Genomic DNA, 19,312 nt, shown 5'->3' on the forward strand with positions numbered 1-19,312 from the left:
GTTTTTTTATTTCTTATCTTGATTTTGTTCCTCACTGAGTTCCTCGAAGCTTTTAACTTTGCCATGTGGACTTTGTTTTTCTTTTCTTTGGCGTAGAGCACGCTCTTTACGTCGTTTTTGATGGCTCATGTTTAATCACCTCAATTTTAGGATGCCTCAGATTTAATTGTTTATGAGCGCAGTTTCTGTCAAGTATTCCTCTAATCGGTCTAAAGCTTCTTTCAATGTATCGATGTTATAGGCATAAGATATTCGCATGTAACCTTGCCCGTATGAAGAGAAAGCATCTCCTGGAACCAGGGCTAGCTTTGCTTTTTCCACCAGATCTAGACCAAAATTAAATGAGCTTTCTTTAAGACCAGGGAAATAGGGGAATACATAAAAAGCGCCACCAGGTTTTGTACAAGGAACTCCCATTTTTGTAAGACGACTATACACGTAATCTAAACGCTCTTTGTATTCTGTACGCATGGCCTCTGTGTCTGCTTTTCCATCTTTGATGGCCCTGAGGGCAGCGTGTTGACTAATAGAAGTAGGGCAAGATACGTTATACTGATGAACTTTTAGCATTTCTTTTGAAAGCCATTCAGGAGCTAACGTATAACCAATTCTCCAACCGGTCATAGAATGAGATTTTGATACGCCGTTAATAACGATGGTTTTGTCTTTCATTCCTTTAAATCTGGCAATCGATGTATGTGGTTCATCGTAGGTTAACTGGCTATAAATTTCATCAGAAAGAACAAATATATCGCGGTTTTCTAAATAGTCTGCGAGGGCTTGAACTTCTTCTCTATTCAAAGTGGCTCCTGTCGGATTAGATGGATAAGGAAGCACAATGCATTTTGTCTTATCAGTAATATGTTGATCTAATATATCCACTGTTAATTTAAAATCTGTGTGAGTTGTATCTACATGAACAGGATGTCCACCTGCAAGACGGATACACGGTTCATACCCTGGGTAAATAGGGGCAGGCAGAATGACTTCATCTCCTGGAGTTAAAATGGTTCTGAATGTAAGATCAATGGCTTGTGAAGCCCCTACAGTGGTAATGATTTCTGTTTCAGGTTGGTAGGAAAGACCATATTCTTGATCAGCAAATTGGGAGATAGCTTCTCGAAGAGGTAACATACCAGCGTTATGGGTATAAGATGTTTGGTTATGTTGTATGGCTTCGATGCCAGCTTGTTTAATATGCTGAGGCGTTGGGAAGTCAGGCTGCCCAATGGTTAATGAGACAACTCCTTCTTTCCCTGAAACCATGTTAAAAAACTTTCGGATCCCTGAAATTTGTATTGATTGTAAGTGCGGATTAATTAAATGATGCACTGTTGTCACCTCCGGTATTCATAAAGACGTCCTACGATGAACGTTTTAATCATCATCATAACATGTTTCACACGGTTGAAGGAAATCCAAATGCATACTTATGTATGCTACTTTAGGTGTATCAATTTTTTTATTTTCATGAGTTAAATTGTTATAATTGATCCATAACGGAAACGTTCGAAAGGGGAGATCGAGTATGGAGCAAACAGGGTTAGTGTTAGAAGGTGGGGGCATGAGAGGTGCTTATACAGCTGGAGTTTTAGACTTTTTCCTAGACGCGGATCTCCACTTTCCTTACGTGGTTGGGGCATCAGCCGGAGCTTGTAACGGTACATCGTATGTCGCAAGGCAAAAGGGACGCAATTACAAAGTGTTAGTAGAGTATGGAGGGCACCCTGAATACATATCCTATAAGCGTGCGATTACGAAACGAGAGCTATTCGGGATGGACTTCATCTTTAATAAACTTCCTAATGAACTTGTACCATTTGATTATGACGGCTTCTTTCAACATTCTAAAAAGACGAAATTCGTGGTCGGTACTACAGATGTCCATACCGGATTGCCAATGTACTATGATTTCTTTGAAGACGGACCTACATTACTATCATTGATCCGTGCTTCGAGTTCCTTGCCTTTTATCGCCCCTATGATCCATCACGAAGGCAAGCAACTGTTGGATGGAGGAATTGCGGATCCAATTCCTATTTCGGCTTCTCTTCAAGAAGGGAATACAAAGCACGTGGTGATTTCCACACGGAATCCTGGATATCGAAAAGATAAGATGAAATTCTCCTGGCTTATGAAACGTAAATTTAAAGATTATCCAAATTTAACTCAGGCACTTGAAAATAGGCACGAACGATATAATAAAACGGTCGAACAAGTAGATGATCTTGTAGAACAAGGAAATGCCTTTATTATTCAACCTAAAAAGCCACTGGCTGTAAGTCGAATCGAAAGGAATCGTGACAAATTACATGCCTTGTACCAACAAGGGTACGAGGAAGCCGAAAGTCAATATGAGGCCTTGCAAGATTTTTTAACGTCTTCTGCTCGTTCAGTTTCGATGAAATGAAATAGGCTTTATTTATAATAAAAGAGTGGATGGGCAAAATCAATTGCGATTTTGCCCATTTTTTTGTCTGTTCTCTAGAAGAAGGCGAAGGGTGCAGGTTGGGGCCATTTCTTTAGATTCTAGTAACGTATAATCATCACCCTTCATGACGATACTTGTAGCATCAAAGGGCAGGAGGTAAAAGAATGGAAGGTTTCTTAACGTTTGATTGGCTTATTAAAGATTCACAGTTAGCACCACTTGGTATAACCGATCAGCACTTACACTTTTTTTTCGCAATGGTTTTAATTATCTTATTCTACAATATCGTTCGTCCCATCATTTACTGGATGATCTTATTAAAGTGGGATAGGTTATTAAGCTATGTTCTAGCTGCATTAGTGGTGCTCTTTATACTTGCATTTTATGAAGTATATCAAGGGGTTAGCGGAACAGGGGAAGTTGAAGTTCGTGATGTATCGAATGGCGCTCTTGCTCTCATTTGTTTCGGAGGGTTTGTAGTTGTGACCTTTGCTACAGAGCGATTGGTGACGTATATTAAACAACACAAAAAACAAAAACCTAAGAGTGTATAGAGGTATGTCCTCCTTTTTGTTTGAATGATATGGTGTGCGGGGTACAAAATAAGTGAAACGTTGTACTCGATGTAACCGTACATATGGTATGAATGAAAAGGAGGAGATCCCATGTTAGGCGCAGCAACTGGATTAGGGATAGCTGGATTATTTTTAGGTATTATAGCTTTTGTATCGATCGCACTATTTGTATTAAATATTATAACGAGTATTTGGGCATATAGAGATGCGCAACGCAAAGGGAAAAGTAAAGAATATGCGATTGTTGTATTAATATTAACAATTATATTCCCTTTTATTGGGCTAATTGTATATTACTTCATTCGAAATGACTAAGAGTTAAGGTGCTATTGTACCCGTTTTGTAGACGAAGCCTTTTAAGGTTTCGTCTTTTTATATTACGAAATCCTCTTATTTACACCACTAGGAGGAAAGATATTTTAATCTGAATGGGAACATGCGACGTTTTAACAAGAAGTGCCTATGAAAATATTGGGGTTCCTTCTATAATAGAGGAAGGTTTACCATATTTTGAGGAGGTTTTTTAGTGGAAACGTATGATAAAGGGATCTTATTAGAAAGTGGAACAAATGAGTTAGAGGTCGTAGAATTTGGAGTAGGACAGAACAAATTCGGAATCAATGTCATTAAAGTCAAAGAAATTCTGAATCCGGTTCCTGTTACCAAAGTTCCTCATGCTCATCAATCCGTTGAAGGAATTATTGAAATTAGAGGAGAGGTAGTTCCGGTTGTTGATGTGGCTCATGCACTAGGTTTTCCTCCTTCTGATCAACCAGAGTTAGATAAATTTATTCTAGCAGAGTTTAATAAAACCAAGATCGTCTTCCATGTACATACCGTTACGCAAATTCATCGCATCTCATGGGAAAATATTGAGAAACCAGGTAAGATGTATCAAGGGTTAGAAACACAAATCACAGGAGTCATTAAACGAGAAACTGAGATGCTCCTGATGTTAGATTTTGAAAAAATGGTAGCTGATATCAACCCGGATTCTAGTATCAACGTAGATCAAATGAAAACGCTAGGGGTCAGAGAAAGATCACAGAAACGAATCTTGATAGCTGAAGACTCTGCTATGTTAAGAGCTATGTTAGAAGAAACTCTTGGAGAAGCAGGCTATGAAAACATACGTTCATTTGAGGATGGGAAGGAAGCAATTGACCATCTTTTGGGTCTTGTAGAAGAGGGGAAAGCTGTAGAAGAGGAATATCAGCTTATCATAACGGATATTGAAATGCCTCGTATGGATGGCCACCATTTTACAAAGCAAGTTAAAGAGGACCCTAACATGCAACAGATCCCTGTAATTATATTCTCGTCGCTTATTACAGATGATTTAAGACATAAAGGGGAAATAGTGGGGGCTAACGATCAAATATCAAAGCCTGAAATTGTCGAGCTTGTTAAAAAGATCGATCAGTTAATTTTGTAAGTAGTATCGCTTTGGATAATTTTTTACTTATAGCCCTAGATGATTTGGGGCGGAGGATAAACACTAAAAAAATCGGCGAGTAGCCGATTTTTTTTATGGATGAAAATTTCAATTTAATAGGTAACTTTTTCATGCATGCTTTCGTACCATTTTGTAACCTCTTTATTGAGCTCCCTAGGCGTTTCTGTGAAAGGGGTATGTTTATTCACAAGAATTTTTTCCTCTTCACTTAGACGTTCATAGGCATCTTTCATTTCCTCAGACCATTTCATAAACTGATAGAGCTCATACATAAAATTTTTCATTTCATTCACGTTCCATCCCTCCTTACTACAGGAATTCCTTTCCTTGAGAAAGATGAAACGTTTCAATCGGTTTTATCTTCGTCGATCTTTTTGATTCCATGAAACTAGTTGTCCCCATGGTGCATAGTGGGGATTGCGATAAGGCGACTTCGTCTGTTTCTTATAATTCGGCTCTTTATCACTATAATCTTCCTCCCAATTTAAATAGCGATAGAGCACCTTTTTCGCTCTTGTTAAAGAAAGACTTGGTTTGGGGTTTCGATAGGATTGATCGATGTTTCCTAAGTGCTTAAGCGCTTGGAAGTCTTCTTTTCGCGGGGGGATATGGAAATAATAATTAGCAACTTGTACCAAAAGGGTGGAATGCTGATGGCTATATTTCGGGTGGTCGGAATAGTGGAGGCCGATCTTTTTGGCTTGCTTCTGAGTGATTAATTGCTGAATTGCTTTTTTCTTAAGCGTGTATAAATGTCTTGGGTCTGGTGCTGTTTTGGCATGGCGGTTAACGACATATAACGCTTCTGCAATTTCCTGAGTAGAAGAATGTTTTACTTCATTTTTCAAAAAACTTCCTCCTTTTTCTTAACTACTACCATCGTACAAAAGCTGATCTTAAAAAGCAAATTTAAAAAATGATGAGAGTCCTCTTAATGAAGAAGACTCTCATTTCTGCTATTGAATATAGTTTTTTAAATCTTCAAGTATAGGCTCCATGTTATTAAAGTCGGTGCCAATATAGCTCTTAATCGCTTCACCCTCTGGTGTAATAATATACATTCTTGATGAATGAGCGAAATTGTAATCTACTTGGCCCTCAGGAGCATCCTGTCTTGGGATTTTTTCTACCATAGATTTAAATGATTTAACTGAGAACTCTTTAATCGTTTCAGGTTCATAGCCTGTTAGGAAATGCCAGTTAGAGAGGTCGGCTTCGAATTTACCTGCAAAGTCCTTTAACACTTCTGGTGAGTCATATTCTGGATCAATGGAGAAAGAAACGAAGTTTACGTCATCTTTTAATCCAGCTTCCTCAACCATTGTTTGTAAGCGAGCCATATTATTAGTCATATTGGGGCAAGCATCTGTGCAGTTTGTAAAGATCATATCTGCGACCCAAAAATCTCCTTCTAGATCTTCTTTTGAAACGGTTTCCCCGTCTTGGTTTGTAAATTCGAAATCTTCTACATCATAAGAGAAATCTCCCTCATAATCTTTTGAATTAGAGCAGGCTGCTAATAAAACCATCATGAGCAGAAGTATAGCTCCAGTTGTATATCGTTTCATATCCCATCCCCCATTGTGCCTCTATTATATATCTACAGAATATTTTAACATGAAGCAAAGAAGGGAAGCTATGAACATTTCGTGAAACGACTATCTCTTAATAAAATGGGCGGTAGAAGGGACGGCACCCAAATGGACGACAAGGGTATGGCGGATAGTATGGGTAAGGTGGATAGAAGAATGGCGGTCTAAATGCTCCGTAAAATAATGGAGCTACCGCTAATCCTGTCAGAAATGGAAAAAATGGTCCTATAAAACGTTCATCGTTTTGATGACTTCCGTTATTATTTCGGTAGACCCCTTGATTATAGGCAGCAGGATAATGGTGCATAGTGGACTCTCCTTTCACTCTAGACTCTTTAATCAGTCTATGAAAAGGTAAGGAGTTGTGAGCCTGTATTTAAATGGAATAAGGCTGCTTTCAACAGAAAGCAGCCTACGTTTGTTTTAATGTATGAATCGTGTATTCAGGACGGCATAAGAATCGGTATGGTTCCCTGGTTGTTCCAATTCCGCGACTTACATATAAAGATAGAGGAAAGGCACCAATAGAATACCACCCCTCCACGTATCGTTCTGCTAAAGGAGGTGTAACCAGGTGGCCTAAGAAGGGGATTTGTACTTGTCCTCCATGACTGTGGCCTGAAAGCTGTACATCCACCTTGTAGTGCTTAACTGATTCAGCATAATCAGGCTCATGACAAAGGAGGATGGTAAAGAGCTCATCGTTATTTCCTCCAAGGGCTTTCTCAATATTAGGTTTCCCCAACATGACGTCATCAAGGCCTGCTAAGAGAATCTGCTCTCCTGAATTGTCAATTAAAGCTTGATTATTTTGGAGCAGTGTAAATCCAGCTTCCTTCATCGTGTTGGCAATTACTTCTGTGCCATAACCCCCATGGTCATGGTTTCCGTAAATCCAATACTTACCCATAGGTGCTTCTAGCTTACTTAATATAGCGGCAACTTTTTCAAAAGTTAGAGTTGTTTCCTTGTCAGGTGCATCAATAAGATCCCCTGTAAATAATAAAAGGTCAGGCTCGTGAGATTGAATCGATTCTATAAGTTGCTGGAATTGTCCCAAATCATAGTGGAATCCAATATGCGTATCGCTAAATTGTAAAATCTTTTTATTATGAAAAGAGGCGGGGATCTTTGCAGAAGAGATGGTCTCTTCTTGGACGGTAAGCATAGATGGCTCAACGTACCGAGCGTAATAATAAGTGCCCCCTCCGATACCAAACAAACCTAAAACGCTTCCGAAAAGGCGCTTCATGAATGTTCGACGAGTGATAGGTTTTGACATAATTCGTTCACGCCTTTTATCCATTTCATTCCCGTTAAGGGATAGTAGCATTATAGCATGTCTTAATCATTCATATCGTTCATTTCAATATATGAAATGAAATTGAAAAATTAGAATGGTTTGAAAGGGTTTTCATGGGTGTGTAAAGAATTTATATGCAAAGGAGGAATGGCTCATGAAAGATGAAGTTGTCATTGTGACAGGTGGATCAAGTGGTATGGGGAAGTATATGGCTCAGAAATTTGCAGCAGAAGGAGCCAATGTGGTTATTACAGGCCGGAACCAGGAGCGGCTGAACGAAGCAAAAGCTGACATTGTAAAGAACACAGATGGGAACGTTCACACGATTGTCATGGATGTGAGGAAGCCAGAGGATGTAGAGAGAATGGTGGAAGAAACAGTTCAAACTTACGGTGGTCTCGATCATCTTGTTAACAATGCTGCTGGAAACTTTATTTGCCCTGCTGAAAAATTATCTGTGAATGGCTGGAATTCGGTCATTGATATCGTTTTAAATGGTACCTTTTATTGTTGTAAGGCAGCTGGGGATTACTGGATGAAAGAAGGAACAAAGGGAAATATCTTAAATATGGTTGCTACATATGCATGGGACGCTGGAGCTGGTGTCATCCACTCGGCAGCTGCCAAGTCAGGTGTTTTATCCATTACACGAACGCTCGCTGTAGAGTGGGGATACAAGTATGGAATACGTACAAACGCCATTGCCCCAGGCCCAATCGAACGAACAGGTGGTGCTGATAAGTTATTTGAATCAGAAGAAGCCGCAAAACGAACTTTAGAATCTGTACCCTTAAAGCGTCTTGGACAACCAGAAGAAATAGCAGAGTTAGCCAACTTTATCCTTTCTGATAAAGCGTCTTATATGAATGGAGAAGTGGTTACTTTAGACGGAGGACAATGGTTAAATAAGTTCCCATTTTAAATGAGTGGGCTTCTCAGGATTGAATAGACACATAAGTAAAGAGACAATTCCCTATAGGGAGTTGTCTCTTTTTTTATAATACATAATAGAAAATCGTGAAGAAATGCATGGCAGAACCGGCCAATACGAATAGGTGCCAGACTGCATGATGAAACGTGAAGCTTCTCCACACGTAAAAGATTGTACCCACCGAGTAAAGGACACCGCCTACCACTAAAAGGACTAAGCCTCCAAAAGCTAATTTTGTAGCAAGAGGGTTCCATGCTAGAACGATAATCCAACCCATCAAAACATAAAATACAGTTGATAGGACTACAAATTTCTTCACAAAGAAAACCTTAAACACGACTCCAAAGATCGCAATACCCCATACAATTCCGAATAACGTCCATCCTAAAGGACCTCGCAATACTACAAGTAACAATGGAGTATATGTGCCTGCGATAAATAAGTAGATGGCAGCGTGGTCGAAAATCTCAAATAGATCTTTCCATTTTCCATCTGGCATGCCATGGACCATAGTTGAGGAAAAATACAAGAAGATCATCGTTGCACCATAAATGGATACCGATACGATCTGCCAAGCATTTCCGTTCATGGAGGCATTTACAACCAACAACACTAAAGCAGCAATACTTAGTAAAACACCAATACCGTGTGTGACAGCATTTACAATTTCTTCTCGCTTTGTATACGTATGTGTTTCCACATTCAGAACCTACCTCATTCTTAATTTCTTTAATTATAACGCTTTTTAACCTTTTCTACCAAATCTTTCTCTCTTAATAAAGAAAATCTTTACTTTTCTTGCACCTAGCTAAACGTTGATCGGATTTCAATGGTCGTGCGTGAAGGGGCTTTAAAACCTCACGCTATCCGCAGATGGCTTCGAGGGAAAACTTTTAAAACTGCCTATATCTTTTCCTAGAATTCCGATAAAATAGTACAATAAAGAAATGAATGAAGACGTAATTGGAAGAACCAGGAGGGATGCGCGCGTGGATCCGTTAGATGTAGTCAGTCATTTAGAAAGAGTCAAACCTGTGTATCAGCCTGTTTTCTCTGCTGTAAAGCACGATATCATCGGATATGAAGTGTTAGGGAGATACTGGCATGAAGGAGAATGGGTCAGTTTAGGGACATTTTTCCATGATGCTCAGGTACCAGAGGATTTTAAATTAGAGGTAGATCAATATATTCTGCAAATGGCTATTGGGGATATGGTTGAACATGATATGAAAGGCAATCTATTCATTAACCGAAATGCCAAACAGCTTATGCTTGAAAATGGTGAACCCTTATTGTCCACCTTGCACGATTATGAGGACAAAGGTTTTGACATGAGTCGGATAGTTCTTGAAATCACAGAACATGATTTTGATGAAGATTTTGAAATGTTGAACCATTTATTGCTTTACTATAAAACATACGGGATCCAAATTGCTGTTGACCATGTGGGCGCGAAGAGCTCGAATTTAGATCGGTTACGCCAATTAGAACCCCATATTCTTAAAGTTGATTCAAAGATCCTTTCAGGGGTCGACTCTAGTGGGTACCAGGACATCATTTATTCTCTTTCTATGCTTGCAAGAAGGATTGGGGCAGCGCTACTATTCGAGAATATCGAAGATTCATATCAGTTATATTATGCCTGGAAACATGGGGGACGTTATTATCAAGGGTTCTATTTGGCACGACCTTCATTTTCGTTTCTAGAACCATTCAGCCAGCAGCCCCTTATTAAAGAGCAAGTGGATGGCTTTATTAAACGAGAGAAGAATCTAATAGAGGAACGCCTTGCTCATGTTCTTCGTTGGGATCAGAGAGTGAGGGGATTGTTGGATCACTGGGATGGACCGAAACGAGTGGACTCTTTCTTAGAGAGGGTGACCGGGTATTTTGATGAAGAAAGTTTTCGGATGTACGTATGTGACAGCAATGGGCGTCAAATTTCTTCAAACTTTAGAAAAAGGGAAGAAGATTGGGTCAAAGAGATCGATATCCTCGGAACGAATTGGGCATTTCGACCGTACTTTTTAGAGAATATGGTACAAATGAGGTTGTGGAATAAAGGGAGGCTTTCTGAGCTTTATTCAGATATTGAAACAAGAGAAATGATTCGTACCTTTAGTTTCCCATTATCGGCCCATCATTACATATTTATAGATATTAAGTATGCTTATATATATGACAATGAGTCCTTGCTGATCTGATACTCTTAAGTTCGATCTACACATAAAAAGGAGCTTGGAATTTTCCAAGCTCCTTTTTTTCATTCTTCAGTTGCTGGTTTTAATTACAGCAATCATCTTTTTCATGGGGGAGCACAGATTGACTTTCTATTTGAATGGTAGAGTGAGTGATTTCGTGCTCGCTCTTTAATAGCCCTACTGCCTTCTGGAGTAATAGGTCACGTTCACATTCCTTGTCCACGACTAGATGACAGGTTAGGGCTGGGAATTCATTGGTGATAGACCAGATGTGGAGGTCATGAACATCCACTACGTTTGCGAGTCCTTTTAAATCTTCATGGACTTTTTCTACGTTTATTCCTTCAGGTTTTCCTTCCATTAAAACGTGGAAAGAATCTTTTGCAATGCGGTACCCACTTGTAATGATAAGTAAGGCTACGAGAACACTTGCAATGGGATCGGCAATATTCCAGTTGAAGAAATAAATAAGAATACCTGCGATAATTGCACCGATAGAGCCAAGCAGATCCCCTAACACGTGTAAGAAAGCACTTCTAAGGTTTAGATTTTCTTCTGTATCCCCTCTCATAAGGATCCAGGCAACGAGGATGTTTACCACTAACCCTATGAAAGCAACAATCATCATTCCCATACTGACATTAGGTGGATCTAAAAAACGGTTGTAAGCTTCCCAGAATATATATAGAGAGATAACGATTAATGTTACCCCGTTTAAGAAAGCGGCCAAAATCTCGAATCGTTTGTAGCCGTATGTCTTCGCTTTTGTAGCAGACCGTTCTCCTACTTTAAATGCTACTAAACTAAGGCCAAGGGCTGCTGCATCACTTAACATGTGACCCGCATCTGAAAGTAAAGCGAGACTATTCGTTATGATACCTCCAACAACTTCTACAATCATAAAACCAAATATAAGAATGAAACTCCACATTAAGGCGGTTTTGTTAGCGCCATGTGAGTGGTCGTGCCCGTGGCTATGACCATCGTGAGAGTGTCCCATTAGAAATCCTCCTATTTAAATATGTTGAGCGTGTTCGATTGCCTGGTTTAATAAATGGAAAACGTGATCATCAGGCGGATAATAGTCCATTTCGTTTTTATGCTCATTCAATGACATCACCCCTTGAAGTTATATGATCATATGTTCATATTAACATCCTATCTTCTTAGATGTATTCGGAATGTACGATATTGTTTCCCCGTAATCTTGCAAAATATGCTTCATTTTTCAATTCTTTTTACTTTGTAGGACTTCTTCGTCAATCATCACCATTATTTGGGTCTTTTTATGAAAAGCGTAGGGAGGCTTGTCTATGGGTGGGGGGATTTTACGAACGAATCTACCTCAATTGCATAGGCTATATTGATAGAATGAAGATAACCAATAAAGAGAGGGATGTCTATGCATTACCACTGTAATCATTGCTGTTCTTTATCTACTGACCAATACAAATGTCCTACATGTGGTCACGATAAGCTAAAGCCGATTCAAATTGAAGTACACAATAATCCAAAAGAGAAAGAATAGTAGGTGAAGCGGGGCGTGCTGTGATGAGATTCAAATCAGGTACGTCTCTGTTTAATTTAAGGGAGGACGGGGTATGAGGAAGTTTGTATTGTTCGGATTAATGTTTGCAGTGGTGATCGCATTTGTGTCATTTAAAACCGTACAAGCAGGTCAGGAATCAGACGTCGAATGGAAACGTATTCTCAAAGAAGCCCATCAAGTCCAGGCAGAGTATGCTAGCAAGCAATCTACTTATAGTGAGATCCGAAGTGAATTTATTAAATGGTTTACTAAAGATAGCATGATGACGGTATTTGTGGAGCATCTTATTATGGACGGAGATGTTTTTCAATTTGGTACGACGGATTTCTCTCCTTATATCATTCCGAAGAATATAGAAGGTTTTTCTGTGATTGAGAAACAAAAAGATAGGATTGTAGTGAAGGAAGACAAACAAAAATCATCAGAATTAATGGGAGAAAGCAAGATCCAAAGAATTATTACGATCTCTAGAACAGATGAGGGATGGCGTATTTCAAAACTTGAATGGGATCAAGAGGTGTAAGTTATGTTATCGTTTTCTTATAGAGTGTGTTATAATAATTTTCGGGATTGATAGAGCATTTAACAATTGCTTACTCCTCCGTGTGTGAACAAGAAGGAGTGTACGAACGTATGATTAGTTTGCAAAGAGAAGAATTAGAAAAATACCATGTCGGAGACTTAATGATTCCATCAGAAATCGTGGCTCATGTTCAAGGAGGTAATCCATTAGAACACGCCCTGTTGGTCCTGGTGAAATCAGGATATTCTGCCGTTCCTGTACTAGATGCGAAATACCGATTGCAAGGAACTATAAGTAAAACCATTATTATTGAGAATATGCTTGGAGTAGAGCAATTTGAGCTCGATAAGCTATCTTCTGTACGCGTAGAAGAAGTGATGAATACAGATATACCGTGTTTAAAGAAAGAGGATAGCTTTTCAAAAGCTTTAGGAGAAGTGGTTAACCATCCATTTGTTTGCGTGGCGGACGATGAGGGTTATTTTGACGGGATCCTAACAAGAAGAGCCATCTTAAAACCATTAAATAAACACTTTCACACATATAATAATAAAATGTAACATTCGGAGGTGTTCTCTTATTGAGGACACCTCCATTTTATACTTCATGTAATAAAAAGCAGATATGGCTGCGAAGTAAGTATGCCTATACCAGAGGAGGAGGGAACGATGAATTCAACTGCATCAATTGAATCAAGTCAAAAGAAATCAAATAGACCTCTTGTACTCGCATCTATTATGCTTGCTATGTTTCTTTCAGCGATTGAAGCTACTATCGTTTCAACAGCCATGCCTAGTATCGTGGCAGCACTCGGAGGTTTCTCTCTCTACAGCTGGGTGTTCTCAGCGTATTTATTGACAAATGCGAGTACAGTTTTAATATTTGGTAAGCTTTCCGATTTGTTTGGGCGAAAGCCTATTTTCCTTATAGGAATCAGTTTATTTTTAGTAGGATCATTGTTATGTGGATTTGCTACTTCGATGACTACCCTTATTATATATCGATTCCTTCAAGGCATTGGGGCAGGGGCCCTTATGCCGATTGCGTCCACTATAGTTGGAGATATTTATACAAAAGAAGAACGAGCCCAAATCCAAGGGTATCTTTCAAGTGTTTGGGGGATATCTGCCGTGACAGGTCCAGCACTTGGTGGCTTTTTTGTAGACGTATTGAACTGGCGTTATGTGTTTTGGATGAACCTCCCACTCGGCATTTTGGCTATAATCGGTGTGGTTTTCTTCTTTCATGAAAACGTGGAGAAAAAGCGTCATTCTATAGATTTTCCTGGTTCAGCTCTTCTTATGGTCGGCATTGCTTCATTAATGTTCCTTCTTGTAGAAGGAGGAGTAGGAATCGAGTGGAATTCTCCGCTTGCGATAGGGCTTCTGTCCATATTTATTCTTTGTTCAATCGGGTTTTATCTTCAGGAAAAGCGTGCTCCTGACCCTATGATGCCTTTTTCCATTTGGGGGTATCGCTCCATTACTATTGCTAATATTACTTCTCTTACGACAGGAATGATTCTTATAGGGGTCTCGAGTTACCTTCCGGCTTTTGTGCAAGGGGTTATGGGGAAATCGGCAACAGTTGCCGGGTTTACTTTAACCACCATGTCAATTGGATGGCCTATATCGTCTATGATTGCCGGGCGCTTGCTTTTAAAGATTGGCTTTCGTGCTACCTCAATGATAGGAGGAGGGGCTCTTGTAATAGGGGGCATTTTCTTCTTTCTATTAACGCCAGATAAAGGTCCTTTATGGGCGGCAGCAGGGTCTTTCTTTATTGGCGTAGGAATGGGGATGTCCACCACATCGTTTATTGTTTCGATTCAAAGTACTGTCGATTGGAAGACACGAGGCATTGCTACGGCTTCTAATATGTTTATGCGCAACATTGGGAGTGCAATCGGAGCAGCTGTTTTAGGCGGAGTTCTAAATAGCGTGGTTCATACTACCATTCAGAATAAGAATATGGGGGGTAACATATCATTACAAACCGTTAACCAACTTTTAGATGCTGATGAACGTGCTTCTCTTTCCTCTTCGACTCAATCGGCACTTCAAGAAGCATTAACGATTGGACTGCATCAAGTATATGTAGGACTTTTAGGACTAGCTATCCTGTCCTTTTTGTTCATATTCTTCCTTCCAAAAGGTAAAAAAACGTAATGCCTTGTCACCCCTTCTTGAGTCTGATAAAGTAATAAAATAACGTTGTACTACATAAAGGAGGCGCAAGCCATGGAAATGATGGATGCAAACGAAATTATTTCGTTTATTTCAAATAGTAAAAAATCTACACCAGTGAAAGTATATATTAAAGGGGATAACCTAAAGTCAATTGATTTTGGCGAAACGGTTAAAGCCTTCGTTGATAATGAAACAGGCGTTCTTTTCGGTGAATGGAAAGACGTTGAACCTGCCCTTCTAAGCAACAAAGGTTCAATTGAAGATTACGTCGTTGAAAATGATCGTCGTAACTCTGCTATTCCAACGCTTGACCTTAAGAATGTGAATGCTCGTATTGAGCCTGGTGCCATTATTCGCGATCAGGTTGAAATTGGAGACGGAGCAGTCATTATGCTTGGAGCTGCGATTAATATCGGTTCTGTAGTAGGTGAAGGAACAATGATCGACATGAACGTTGTTCTTGGTGGCCGTGCTACAGTTGGTAAGAACTGTCACATCGGAGCGGGAGCTGTGCTAGCTGGAGTTATTGAACCACCTTCTGCAAAGCCGGTAGTCGTAGAAGATGAAGTTGTAGTGGGAGCGAACGCTGTCATTCTTGAAGGTGTAACAGTAGGAAAAGGCTCTGTTGTAGCTGCAGGTTCAATCGTTACACAAGATGTTCCTCCAAACACTGTTGTAGCCGGAACTCCTGCTAAAGTCATCAAGGAAATTGATGAACAAACTAAAGGGAAAACAGAAATTAAGCAAGAATTGCGTAAACTAGATAACTAATATGATGATGATGAGGCTCTCCCCTTTGGAGGGCCTCATTTTTAAAGAGGTGACAACAGATGAATAGTGAAGCTTTAAAAGAGACGCGAAGAGACCTACATAAAATCCCTGAGCTTGGATTCCAGGAAACAAAAACGCAAGAATATTTATTAAACTTTATCGAGGAGTTGCCACAGGATCATATTGAGGTGAAAAAGTGGCGGACGGGACTTCTGGTTAAAGTACGAGGAACTGATCCCTCAAAAACGATTGCTTACCGGGCTGATATAGATGGATTGCCGATTGTAGAAGAAACGGGGTATCCTTTTGCTTCCACTCATGAAGGTCAGATGCATGCATGTGGACACGATTTCCACATGACGATCGCCCTTGGTAGCCTTGCTCGATTAGCAAAATCCCCGGCTCGTGAACATGTATTATTTCTATTTCAACCTGCAGAGGAAAATCCAGGCGGAGCTCTGCCAATGCTTCAAAGTGAAGAGATGAAGTCGTGGTGGCCAGACGAAATCTTTGCTCTTCATATTGCTCCTGAGCATCCAGTAGGAAGCGTTGCAACTAAAGAAGGGTTGTTATTTGCTAATACGAGCGAGTTGTATATTGACTTTAAAGGAAAAGGTGGTCATGCTGCCTATCCTCATTTAACAAGAGATATGGTGCTTGCAGCGAGCCAATATACGGTTCAGGCGCAATCCATCGTTTCACGAGCTGTTGATCCATTGGATTCAGCCGTTGTGACGATTGGTAAGATTACAGGAGGAACGGTCCAAAACGGAATAGCGGAAACGGCTCGGCTAGAAGGAACGATGAGAACGTTTAAAGCTGATACAATGGATCTTTTGAAGAAGAAGATTGAAGACTTGGCTAAAGGGATTGAATTCAGTCATGATTGTGAAATCTCTATTGACTATGGTTCAAATTATTATCAAGTAAATAATCATGGGGCTTATATAGAGCCTTTTCAACAGATCGTCGAGGATCTTGGCTATACATTTGTAGAATCAAAAGCGGCTATGACAGGGGAAGACTTCGGTTATATGTTAAAAGAGATCCCTGGCTTTATGTTTTGGCTTGGTGTTGATTCAGAATATGGCTTGCATAATGGACGGTTAGAGCCTAAGGAAGAGGCTCTTGAAGTAGGAGTAAACGTTGTAGAACGTACGCTAAGGTCTCTATAAAGGTGTGCGTATACCAATCTTCCTTGTGGACACACTACTCCTTGAAGGACTCGTTCCTAACTAAAAAGGAGGTGGGTTACTTTGGCACGAATTGGTGTAGAAGGTACCCTTTCTGACGTACGTGAAGCGTTACAATCAAAAGGTCACGATACTGTTGAACTTAAAAGTGAGCAGGATACACAAGGCTGTGACTGCTGTGTTATTTCCGGTCAAGATAAAAACGTGATGGGCATGGCGGATGCAGCTATGCAAGGATCTGTTATTAATGCAAACGGAATGACAGCGGATGAGGTATGTCAAGCAGTAGACGCTCGCGGCCAGCAACAATAGAAAATAGCTGAGCCACTTTTGTGGCTCAGCTATTTTTTTTACCTCATGACTCGCGGAGTTTTCTCTTCTTATTCTTGGGGTAGAGTTTCGTGATAGGAGATGACGCTGTAAAGGGAGAGTTCTAATGATTACATTGAATTTATTGTTAGTTGCACTACTGATTGTATTAACGGCCTTTTTTGTTATTAGTGAATTTTCTATTGTAAAGGTACGAAGATCTAAGATTGAATCAAGAGTAAAAGAAGATGACAAAAAGGCAGAGTCTGTTCTGTACTTATTAGATCATTTAGATGACTATCTATCCGCCTGTCAACTTGGTATTACGATCACTTCTTTAGGTCTTGGTTGGTTGGGTGAGCCGACCGTTGATAAGCTGTTGCACCCAATTATTGAACAGTTTCCTATACCTGAGGCTTTAAGTCATACGGTCTCTTTTGCAATTGCCTTTTTCATTATTACATTCTTGCATGTTGTTCTTGGGGAGCTCGCTCCAAAAACGATAGCCATTCAAAAAGCAGAAGCGGTTACGCTTATTGTCGCTAAGCCGCTCATTTGGTTTCATAAAATTATGTTCCCCTTTATATGGTTACTAAATGGGAGTGCGAACATTTTAACGAGGATGCTTGGATTTGCTTCTGCTAATGAATCAGATGAAGTACATTCAGAAGATGAATTGCGCCACATACTTTCAGAAAGTTATGAGCAGGGGGAAATTACGCAAACTGAATATAAATACGTGGATCGGATCTTTGAATTTGATAACAGGACTGCGCGAGAGATTATGGTTCCAAGGACGGAAGTCGTCGTCGTTGATATTAATGACTCGATGAAAGATAACATGGAAATTATGCGAGACGAGCGGTACACGAGATACCCTGTTATTAACGAAGATAAAGATGATATCGTCGGAGTTATTCATATGAAAGAACTATTCTATGACGACTGTGATGAATCGAGTGATATATTATCCTACGTACGTCCTGTCCCGAAGATTTTCGAAAATGTGCCGCTAAGAGATTTGCTTCTAAAAATGCAAAAGGATCATATTCACTTAGCTGTACTTGTTGATGAGTATGGAGGTACCTCTGGTATTGTGACAGTAGAAGATATCTTAGAAGAAATCGTTGGTGAGATTCGGGACGAATTTGATTACGAAGAAGAGTTGCCGATGGATACACTTGAGAACGGTCATAAATTATTAGATGGGAAAATGTCCATTCAAGACGTGAACGATTATTTTGATCTTGATCTTGAGCACGATGAAGTTAATACGATTTCCGGGTGGATGCTGACTCAAAATATCAATGCAGAAGAAGGAACAGAGATTGATGTAAGTGGTTATAGGTTAAAAGTAAAGGATATGGAAGACTCTCATATACAAAAAATTGAGCTATGGAAAATAGAAAGGGAATGAGCAATTTGCTCATTCCCTTTTTGGATTAGCTTTCTTTTTTCTCAATATAAACTTGATGTGGGAAAGGAATTTCAATTCCTGCTTCATCTAGTGCTTCTTTCATTCGTTTACGTAGGTCACGTTCTACAGCCCATTGTTGCATATTTTCCGTTTGACCTAAGACGCGAAGAACAACGTCAGAAGAGCCAAGACTCTGAACGCCCAAAACATTCGGACCATCTTTGAAACGTTCATCGTTTTGAGCAAACTCATCGCATACTTTTTGAAGAACCACCATAGCTTCATCGATATTCTCATCATATGCAATTCCAATATCAACAAGCGCACGCATGTTTCCACGTGAATGGTTGCTAACCGTAGAGATATGACGGTTTGGTACAAAGTTTAATGTACCATCAAAGCTTCTGATCTTTGTTGTACGTAGACCAATCTCTTCGACTACGCCATTCATACCACCAGCTGTTACATATTCGTCCACTTCAACTTGCTTCTCTAATAATAGGAAGAAACCCGTAACGACATCACTCACAAGCCCTTGAGCTCCGAAACCAATAGCCAGACCAATGATTCCAGCACCAGCAATTAATGGAGCAAGGTCAATACTTAGAAGGCCAAAGATTGTTGCAATAAGGATAAAACCTAATACGTAAGAGTAAATATTAATCATGAGCTTTTCTAATGTCTTCGCTCTAGCTTCCGTTAGCTTTTGGTTATTTCCCGCTTTATAAAGAGAGCGTTGGATAAGCTTCTTTCCAATCGGAGAAATAATTAAGTACACAAGTAAGACAAGTACAATTTTCATGGCAATAGTTGCTATATTGACAAAGTCAATATCATTTAGAAAATCAGACATCGTATACTCCTTTCGATAT

General features: G+C 39.7%; 23 protein-coding genes. 13 read left to right on the forward strand and 10 right to left on the reverse strand.

All coding sequences use genetic code 11. The annotated features are described in order from the left end of the window. Window positions 1–6 precede the first annotated feature (6 nt). The gene (locus tag LQ226_RS01935; protein WP_231416160.1) at window positions 7–129 is read right to left on the reverse strand and encodes a DUF6254 family protein; all 123 of its coding nucleotides are present in this window, start codon (window positions 127–129) and stop codon (window positions 7–9) included. A gap of 33 nt (window positions 130–162) precedes the next feature. Then, window positions 163–1,332: an aminotransferase A gene (locus LQ226_RS01940; RefSeq protein WP_231416161.1), complete on the reverse strand. Its 1,170-nt coding sequence runs from the start codon at window positions 1,330–1,332 to the stop codon at window positions 163–165. A gap of 196 nt (window positions 1,333–1,528) precedes the next feature. On the opposite strand from LQ226_RS01940, the gene LQ226_RS01945 reads away from it, so the two are divergent. The 4 genes from LQ226_RS01945 to LQ226_RS01960 all read left to right on the forward strand — a co-directional run bounded on the left by LQ226_RS01945 (window position 1,529) and on the right by LQ226_RS01960 (window position 4,441). Then, a complete protein-coding gene (locus tag LQ226_RS01945) occupies window positions 1,529–2,410 on the forward strand; it encodes a patatin-like phospholipase family protein (RefSeq protein WP_231416162.1) in 882 nt (293 codons plus the stop codon). Window positions 2,411–2,595: 185 nt separating this feature from the next. Next, complete coding sequence (locus tag LQ226_RS01950) at window positions 2,596–2,985, forward strand: hypothetical protein (RefSeq protein ID WP_231416163.1); 390 nt, start codon at window positions 2,596–2,598, stop codon at window positions 2,983–2,985. Between the two features lie 111 nt (window positions 2,986–3,096). Next, a complete protein-coding gene (locus LQ226_RS01955; RefSeq protein ID WP_231416164.1) occupies window positions 3,097–3,321 on the forward strand; it encodes a PLDc N-terminal domain-containing protein in 225 nt (74 codons plus the stop codon). A 211-nt stretch (window positions 3,322–3,532) separates the two neighbouring features. Then, window positions 3,533–4,441 (forward strand): chemotaxis protein, encoded by a 909-nt coding sequence (locus LQ226_RS01960; RefSeq protein ID WP_231416165.1) that lies wholly within the window; start codon window positions 3,533–3,535, stop codon window positions 4,439–4,441. A 113-nt stretch (window positions 4,442–4,554) separates the two neighbouring features. Here LQ226_RS01960 and LQ226_RS01965 read toward each other — a convergent pair whose 3' ends face one another. From LQ226_RS01965 to LQ226_RS01985, 5 genes are all read right to left on the reverse strand, one after another. Beyond that, a complete protein-coding gene (locus LQ226_RS01965) occupies window positions 4,555–4,755 on the reverse strand; it encodes a hypothetical protein (RefSeq protein WP_231416166.1) in 201 nt (66 codons plus the stop codon). 63 nt (window positions 4,756–4,818) lie between these two features. Then, complete coding sequence (locus LQ226_RS01970) at window positions 4,819–5,310, reverse strand: YkyB family protein (RefSeq protein ID WP_231416167.1); 492 nt, start codon at window positions 5,308–5,310, stop codon at window positions 4,819–4,821. Between the two features lie 108 nt (window positions 5,311–5,418). Next, the gene (locus tag LQ226_RS01975; protein WP_231416168.1) at window positions 5,419–6,030 is read right to left on the reverse strand and encodes an SCO family protein; all 612 of its coding nucleotides are present in this window, start codon (window positions 6,028–6,030) and stop codon (window positions 5,419–5,421) included. A 97-nt stretch (window positions 6,031–6,127) separates the two neighbouring features. Next, entirely contained in the window at window positions 6,128–6,361 is a 234-nt protein-coding gene (locus LQ226_RS01980; protein WP_231416169.1) for a hypothetical protein, read from the reverse strand. Window positions 6,362–6,466: 105 nt separating this feature from the next. Beyond that, on the reverse strand, window positions 6,467–7,336 hold the full coding sequence (locus tag LQ226_RS01985) for a metallophosphoesterase (protein WP_231416170.1): 870 nt from the start codon (window positions 7,334–7,336) through the stop codon (window positions 6,467–6,469). A gap of 175 nt (window positions 7,337–7,511) precedes the next feature. On the opposite strand from LQ226_RS01985, the gene fadH reads away from it, so the two are divergent. Beyond that, entirely contained in the window at window positions 7,512–8,279 is a 768-nt protein-coding gene (gene fadH, locus LQ226_RS01990; RefSeq protein ID WP_231416171.1) for a 2,4-dienoyl-CoA reductase, read from the forward strand. Window positions 8,280–8,352: 73 nt separating this feature from the next. Here fadH and trhA read toward each other — a convergent pair whose 3' ends face one another. Further along, window positions 8,353–8,988, reverse strand: coding sequence for a PAQR family membrane homeostasis protein TrhA (trhA, locus tag LQ226_RS01995; protein WP_231416172.1), 636 nt, complete (start codon window positions 8,986–8,988; stop codon window positions 8,353–8,355). A gap of 289 nt (window positions 8,989–9,277) precedes the next feature. Between trhA and LQ226_RS02000 the strand changes: the two genes are divergently transcribed. Further along, window positions 9,278–10,492 carry an EAL domain-containing protein gene (locus LQ226_RS02000; RefSeq protein ID WP_231416173.1) on the forward strand — a complete coding sequence of 405 codons (1,215 nt, stop codon included), beginning with the start codon at window positions 9,278–9,280 and terminating at the stop codon, window positions 10,490–10,492. Window positions 10,493–10,571: 79 nt separating this feature from the next. Here LQ226_RS02000 and LQ226_RS02005 read toward each other — a convergent pair whose 3' ends face one another. Next, window positions 10,572–11,489, reverse strand: a complete 918-nt coding sequence (locus LQ226_RS02005) for a cation diffusion facilitator family transporter (protein ID WP_231416174.1) — start codon at window positions 11,487–11,489, stop codon at window positions 10,572–10,574. 601 nt (window positions 11,490–12,090) lie between these two features. On the opposite strand from LQ226_RS02005, the gene LQ226_RS02010 reads away from it, so the two are divergent. The 7 genes from LQ226_RS02010 (at window position 12,091) to LQ226_RS02040 (ending at window position 18,440) form a co-directional block, all read left to right on the forward strand. Continuing rightward, window positions 12,091–12,561: a DUF3993 domain-containing protein gene (locus tag LQ226_RS02010; RefSeq protein WP_231416175.1), complete on the forward strand. Its 471-nt coding sequence runs from the start codon at window positions 12,091–12,093 to the stop codon at window positions 12,559–12,561. Between the two features lie 110 nt (window positions 12,562–12,671). Continuing rightward, window positions 12,672–13,121 carry a cyclic-di-AMP-binding protein CbpB gene (cbpB, locus tag LQ226_RS02015; protein WP_231416176.1) on the forward strand — a complete coding sequence of 150 codons (450 nt, stop codon included), beginning with the start codon at window positions 12,672–12,674 and terminating at the stop codon, window positions 13,119–13,121. A 108-nt stretch (window positions 13,122–13,229) separates the two neighbouring features. After that, window positions 13,230–14,729: an MDR family MFS transporter gene (locus LQ226_RS02020; protein WP_231416177.1), complete on the forward strand. Its 1,500-nt coding sequence runs from the start codon at window positions 13,230–13,232 to the stop codon at window positions 14,727–14,729. Between the two features lie 72 nt (window positions 14,730–14,801). Continuing rightward, the gene (gene dapD, locus LQ226_RS02025; protein ID WP_231416178.1) at window positions 14,802–15,521 is read left to right on the forward strand and encodes a 2,3,4,5-tetrahydropyridine-2,6-dicarboxylate N-acetyltransferase; all 720 of its coding nucleotides are present in this window, start codon (window positions 14,802–14,804) and stop codon (window positions 15,519–15,521) included. 59 nt (window positions 15,522–15,580) lie between these two features. Next, window positions 15,581–16,696, forward strand: coding sequence for an N-acetyldiaminopimelate deacetylase (locus LQ226_RS02030; protein WP_231416179.1), 1,116 nt, complete (start codon window positions 15,581–15,583; stop codon window positions 16,694–16,696). 81 nt (window positions 16,697–16,777) lie between these two features. Beyond that, window positions 16,778–17,026, forward strand: a complete 249-nt coding sequence (locus LQ226_RS02035; RefSeq protein WP_231416180.1) for a YkuS family protein — start codon at window positions 16,778–16,780, stop codon at window positions 17,024–17,026. Between the two features lie 124 nt (window positions 17,027–17,150). Then, window positions 17,151–18,440 carry a hemolysin family protein gene (locus LQ226_RS02040; RefSeq protein WP_231416181.1) on the forward strand — a complete coding sequence of 430 codons (1,290 nt, stop codon included), beginning with the start codon at window positions 17,151–17,153 and terminating at the stop codon, window positions 18,438–18,440. Window positions 18,441–18,465: 25 nt separating this feature from the next. Here LQ226_RS02040 and LQ226_RS02045 read toward each other — a convergent pair whose 3' ends face one another. Further along, the gene (locus tag LQ226_RS02045) at window positions 18,466–19,293 is read right to left on the reverse strand and encodes a mechanosensitive ion channel family protein (protein WP_231416182.1); all 828 of its coding nucleotides are present in this window, start codon (window positions 19,291–19,293) and stop codon (window positions 18,466–18,468) included. Between the last annotated feature and the right edge of the window lie 19 nt (window positions 19,294–19,312).

It is taken from the genome of Pontibacillus sp. HN14 (genome assembly GCF_021129245.1).
Taxonomy (GTDB): domain Bacteria; phylum Bacillota; class Bacilli; order Bacillales; family BH030062; genus Pontibacillus.

Excerpts from the sequence above, each read along its gene's own strand:
- cbpB (WP_231416176.1), top strand. The coding sequence starts at position 12,672 with ATGATTAGTTTGCAAAGAGAAGAATTAGAAAAATACCATGTCGGAGAC.
- LQ226_RS02010 (WP_231416175.1), top strand. The coding sequence starts at position 12,091 with ATGAGGAAGTTTGTATTGTTCGGATTAATGTTTGCAGTGGTGATCGCA.
- LQ226_RS01950 (WP_231416163.1), top strand. The coding sequence starts at position 2,596 with ATGGAAGGTTTCTTAACGTTTGATTGGCTTATTAAAGATTCACAGTTA.
- LQ226_RS02005 (WP_231416174.1), bottom strand. The coding sequence starts at position 11,489 with ATGGGACACTCTCACGATGGTCATAGCCACGGGCACGACCACTCACAT.
- dapD (WP_231416178.1), top strand. The coding sequence starts at position 14,802 with ATGGAAATGATGGATGCAAACGAAATTATTTCGTTTATTTCAAATAGT.
- fadH (WP_231416171.1), top strand. The coding sequence starts at position 7,512 with ATGAAAGATGAAGTTGTCATTGTGACAGGTGGATCAAGTGGTATGGGG.
- LQ226_RS02040 (WP_231416181.1), top strand. The coding sequence starts at position 17,151 with ATGATTACATTGAATTTATTGTTAGTTGCACTACTGATTGTATTAACG.
- LQ226_RS01935 (WP_231416160.1), bottom strand. The coding sequence starts at position 129 with ATGAGCCATCAAAAACGACGTAAAGAGCGTGCTCTACGCCAAAGAAAA.
- LQ226_RS01945 (WP_231416162.1), top strand. The coding sequence starts at position 1,529 with ATGGAGCAAACAGGGTTAGTGTTAGAAGGTGGGGGCATGAGAGGTGCT.
- LQ226_RS02020 (WP_231416177.1), top strand. The coding sequence starts at position 13,230 with ATGAATTCAACTGCATCAATTGAATCAAGTCAAAAGAAATCAAATAGA.
- LQ226_RS01980 (WP_231416169.1), bottom strand. The coding sequence starts at position 6,361 with ATGCACCATTATCCTGCTGCCTATAATCAAGGGGTCTACCGAAATAAT.
- LQ226_RS01985 (WP_231416170.1), bottom strand. The coding sequence starts at position 7,336 with ATGTCAAAACCTATCACTCGTCGAACATTCATGAAGCGCCTTTTCGGA.
- LQ226_RS01955 (WP_231416164.1), top strand. The coding sequence starts at position 3,097 with ATGTTAGGCGCAGCAACTGGATTAGGGATAGCTGGATTATTTTTAGGT.
- LQ226_RS02045 (WP_231416182.1), bottom strand. The coding sequence starts at position 19,293 with ATGTCTGATTTTCTAAATGATATTGACTTTGTCAATATAGCAACTATT.
- LQ226_RS02030 (WP_231416179.1), top strand. The coding sequence starts at position 15,581 with ATGAATAGTGAAGCTTTAAAAGAGACGCGAAGAGACCTACATAAAATC.
- LQ226_RS01975 (WP_231416168.1), bottom strand. The coding sequence starts at position 6,030 with ATGAAACGATATACAACTGGAGCTATACTTCTGCTCATGATGGTTTTA.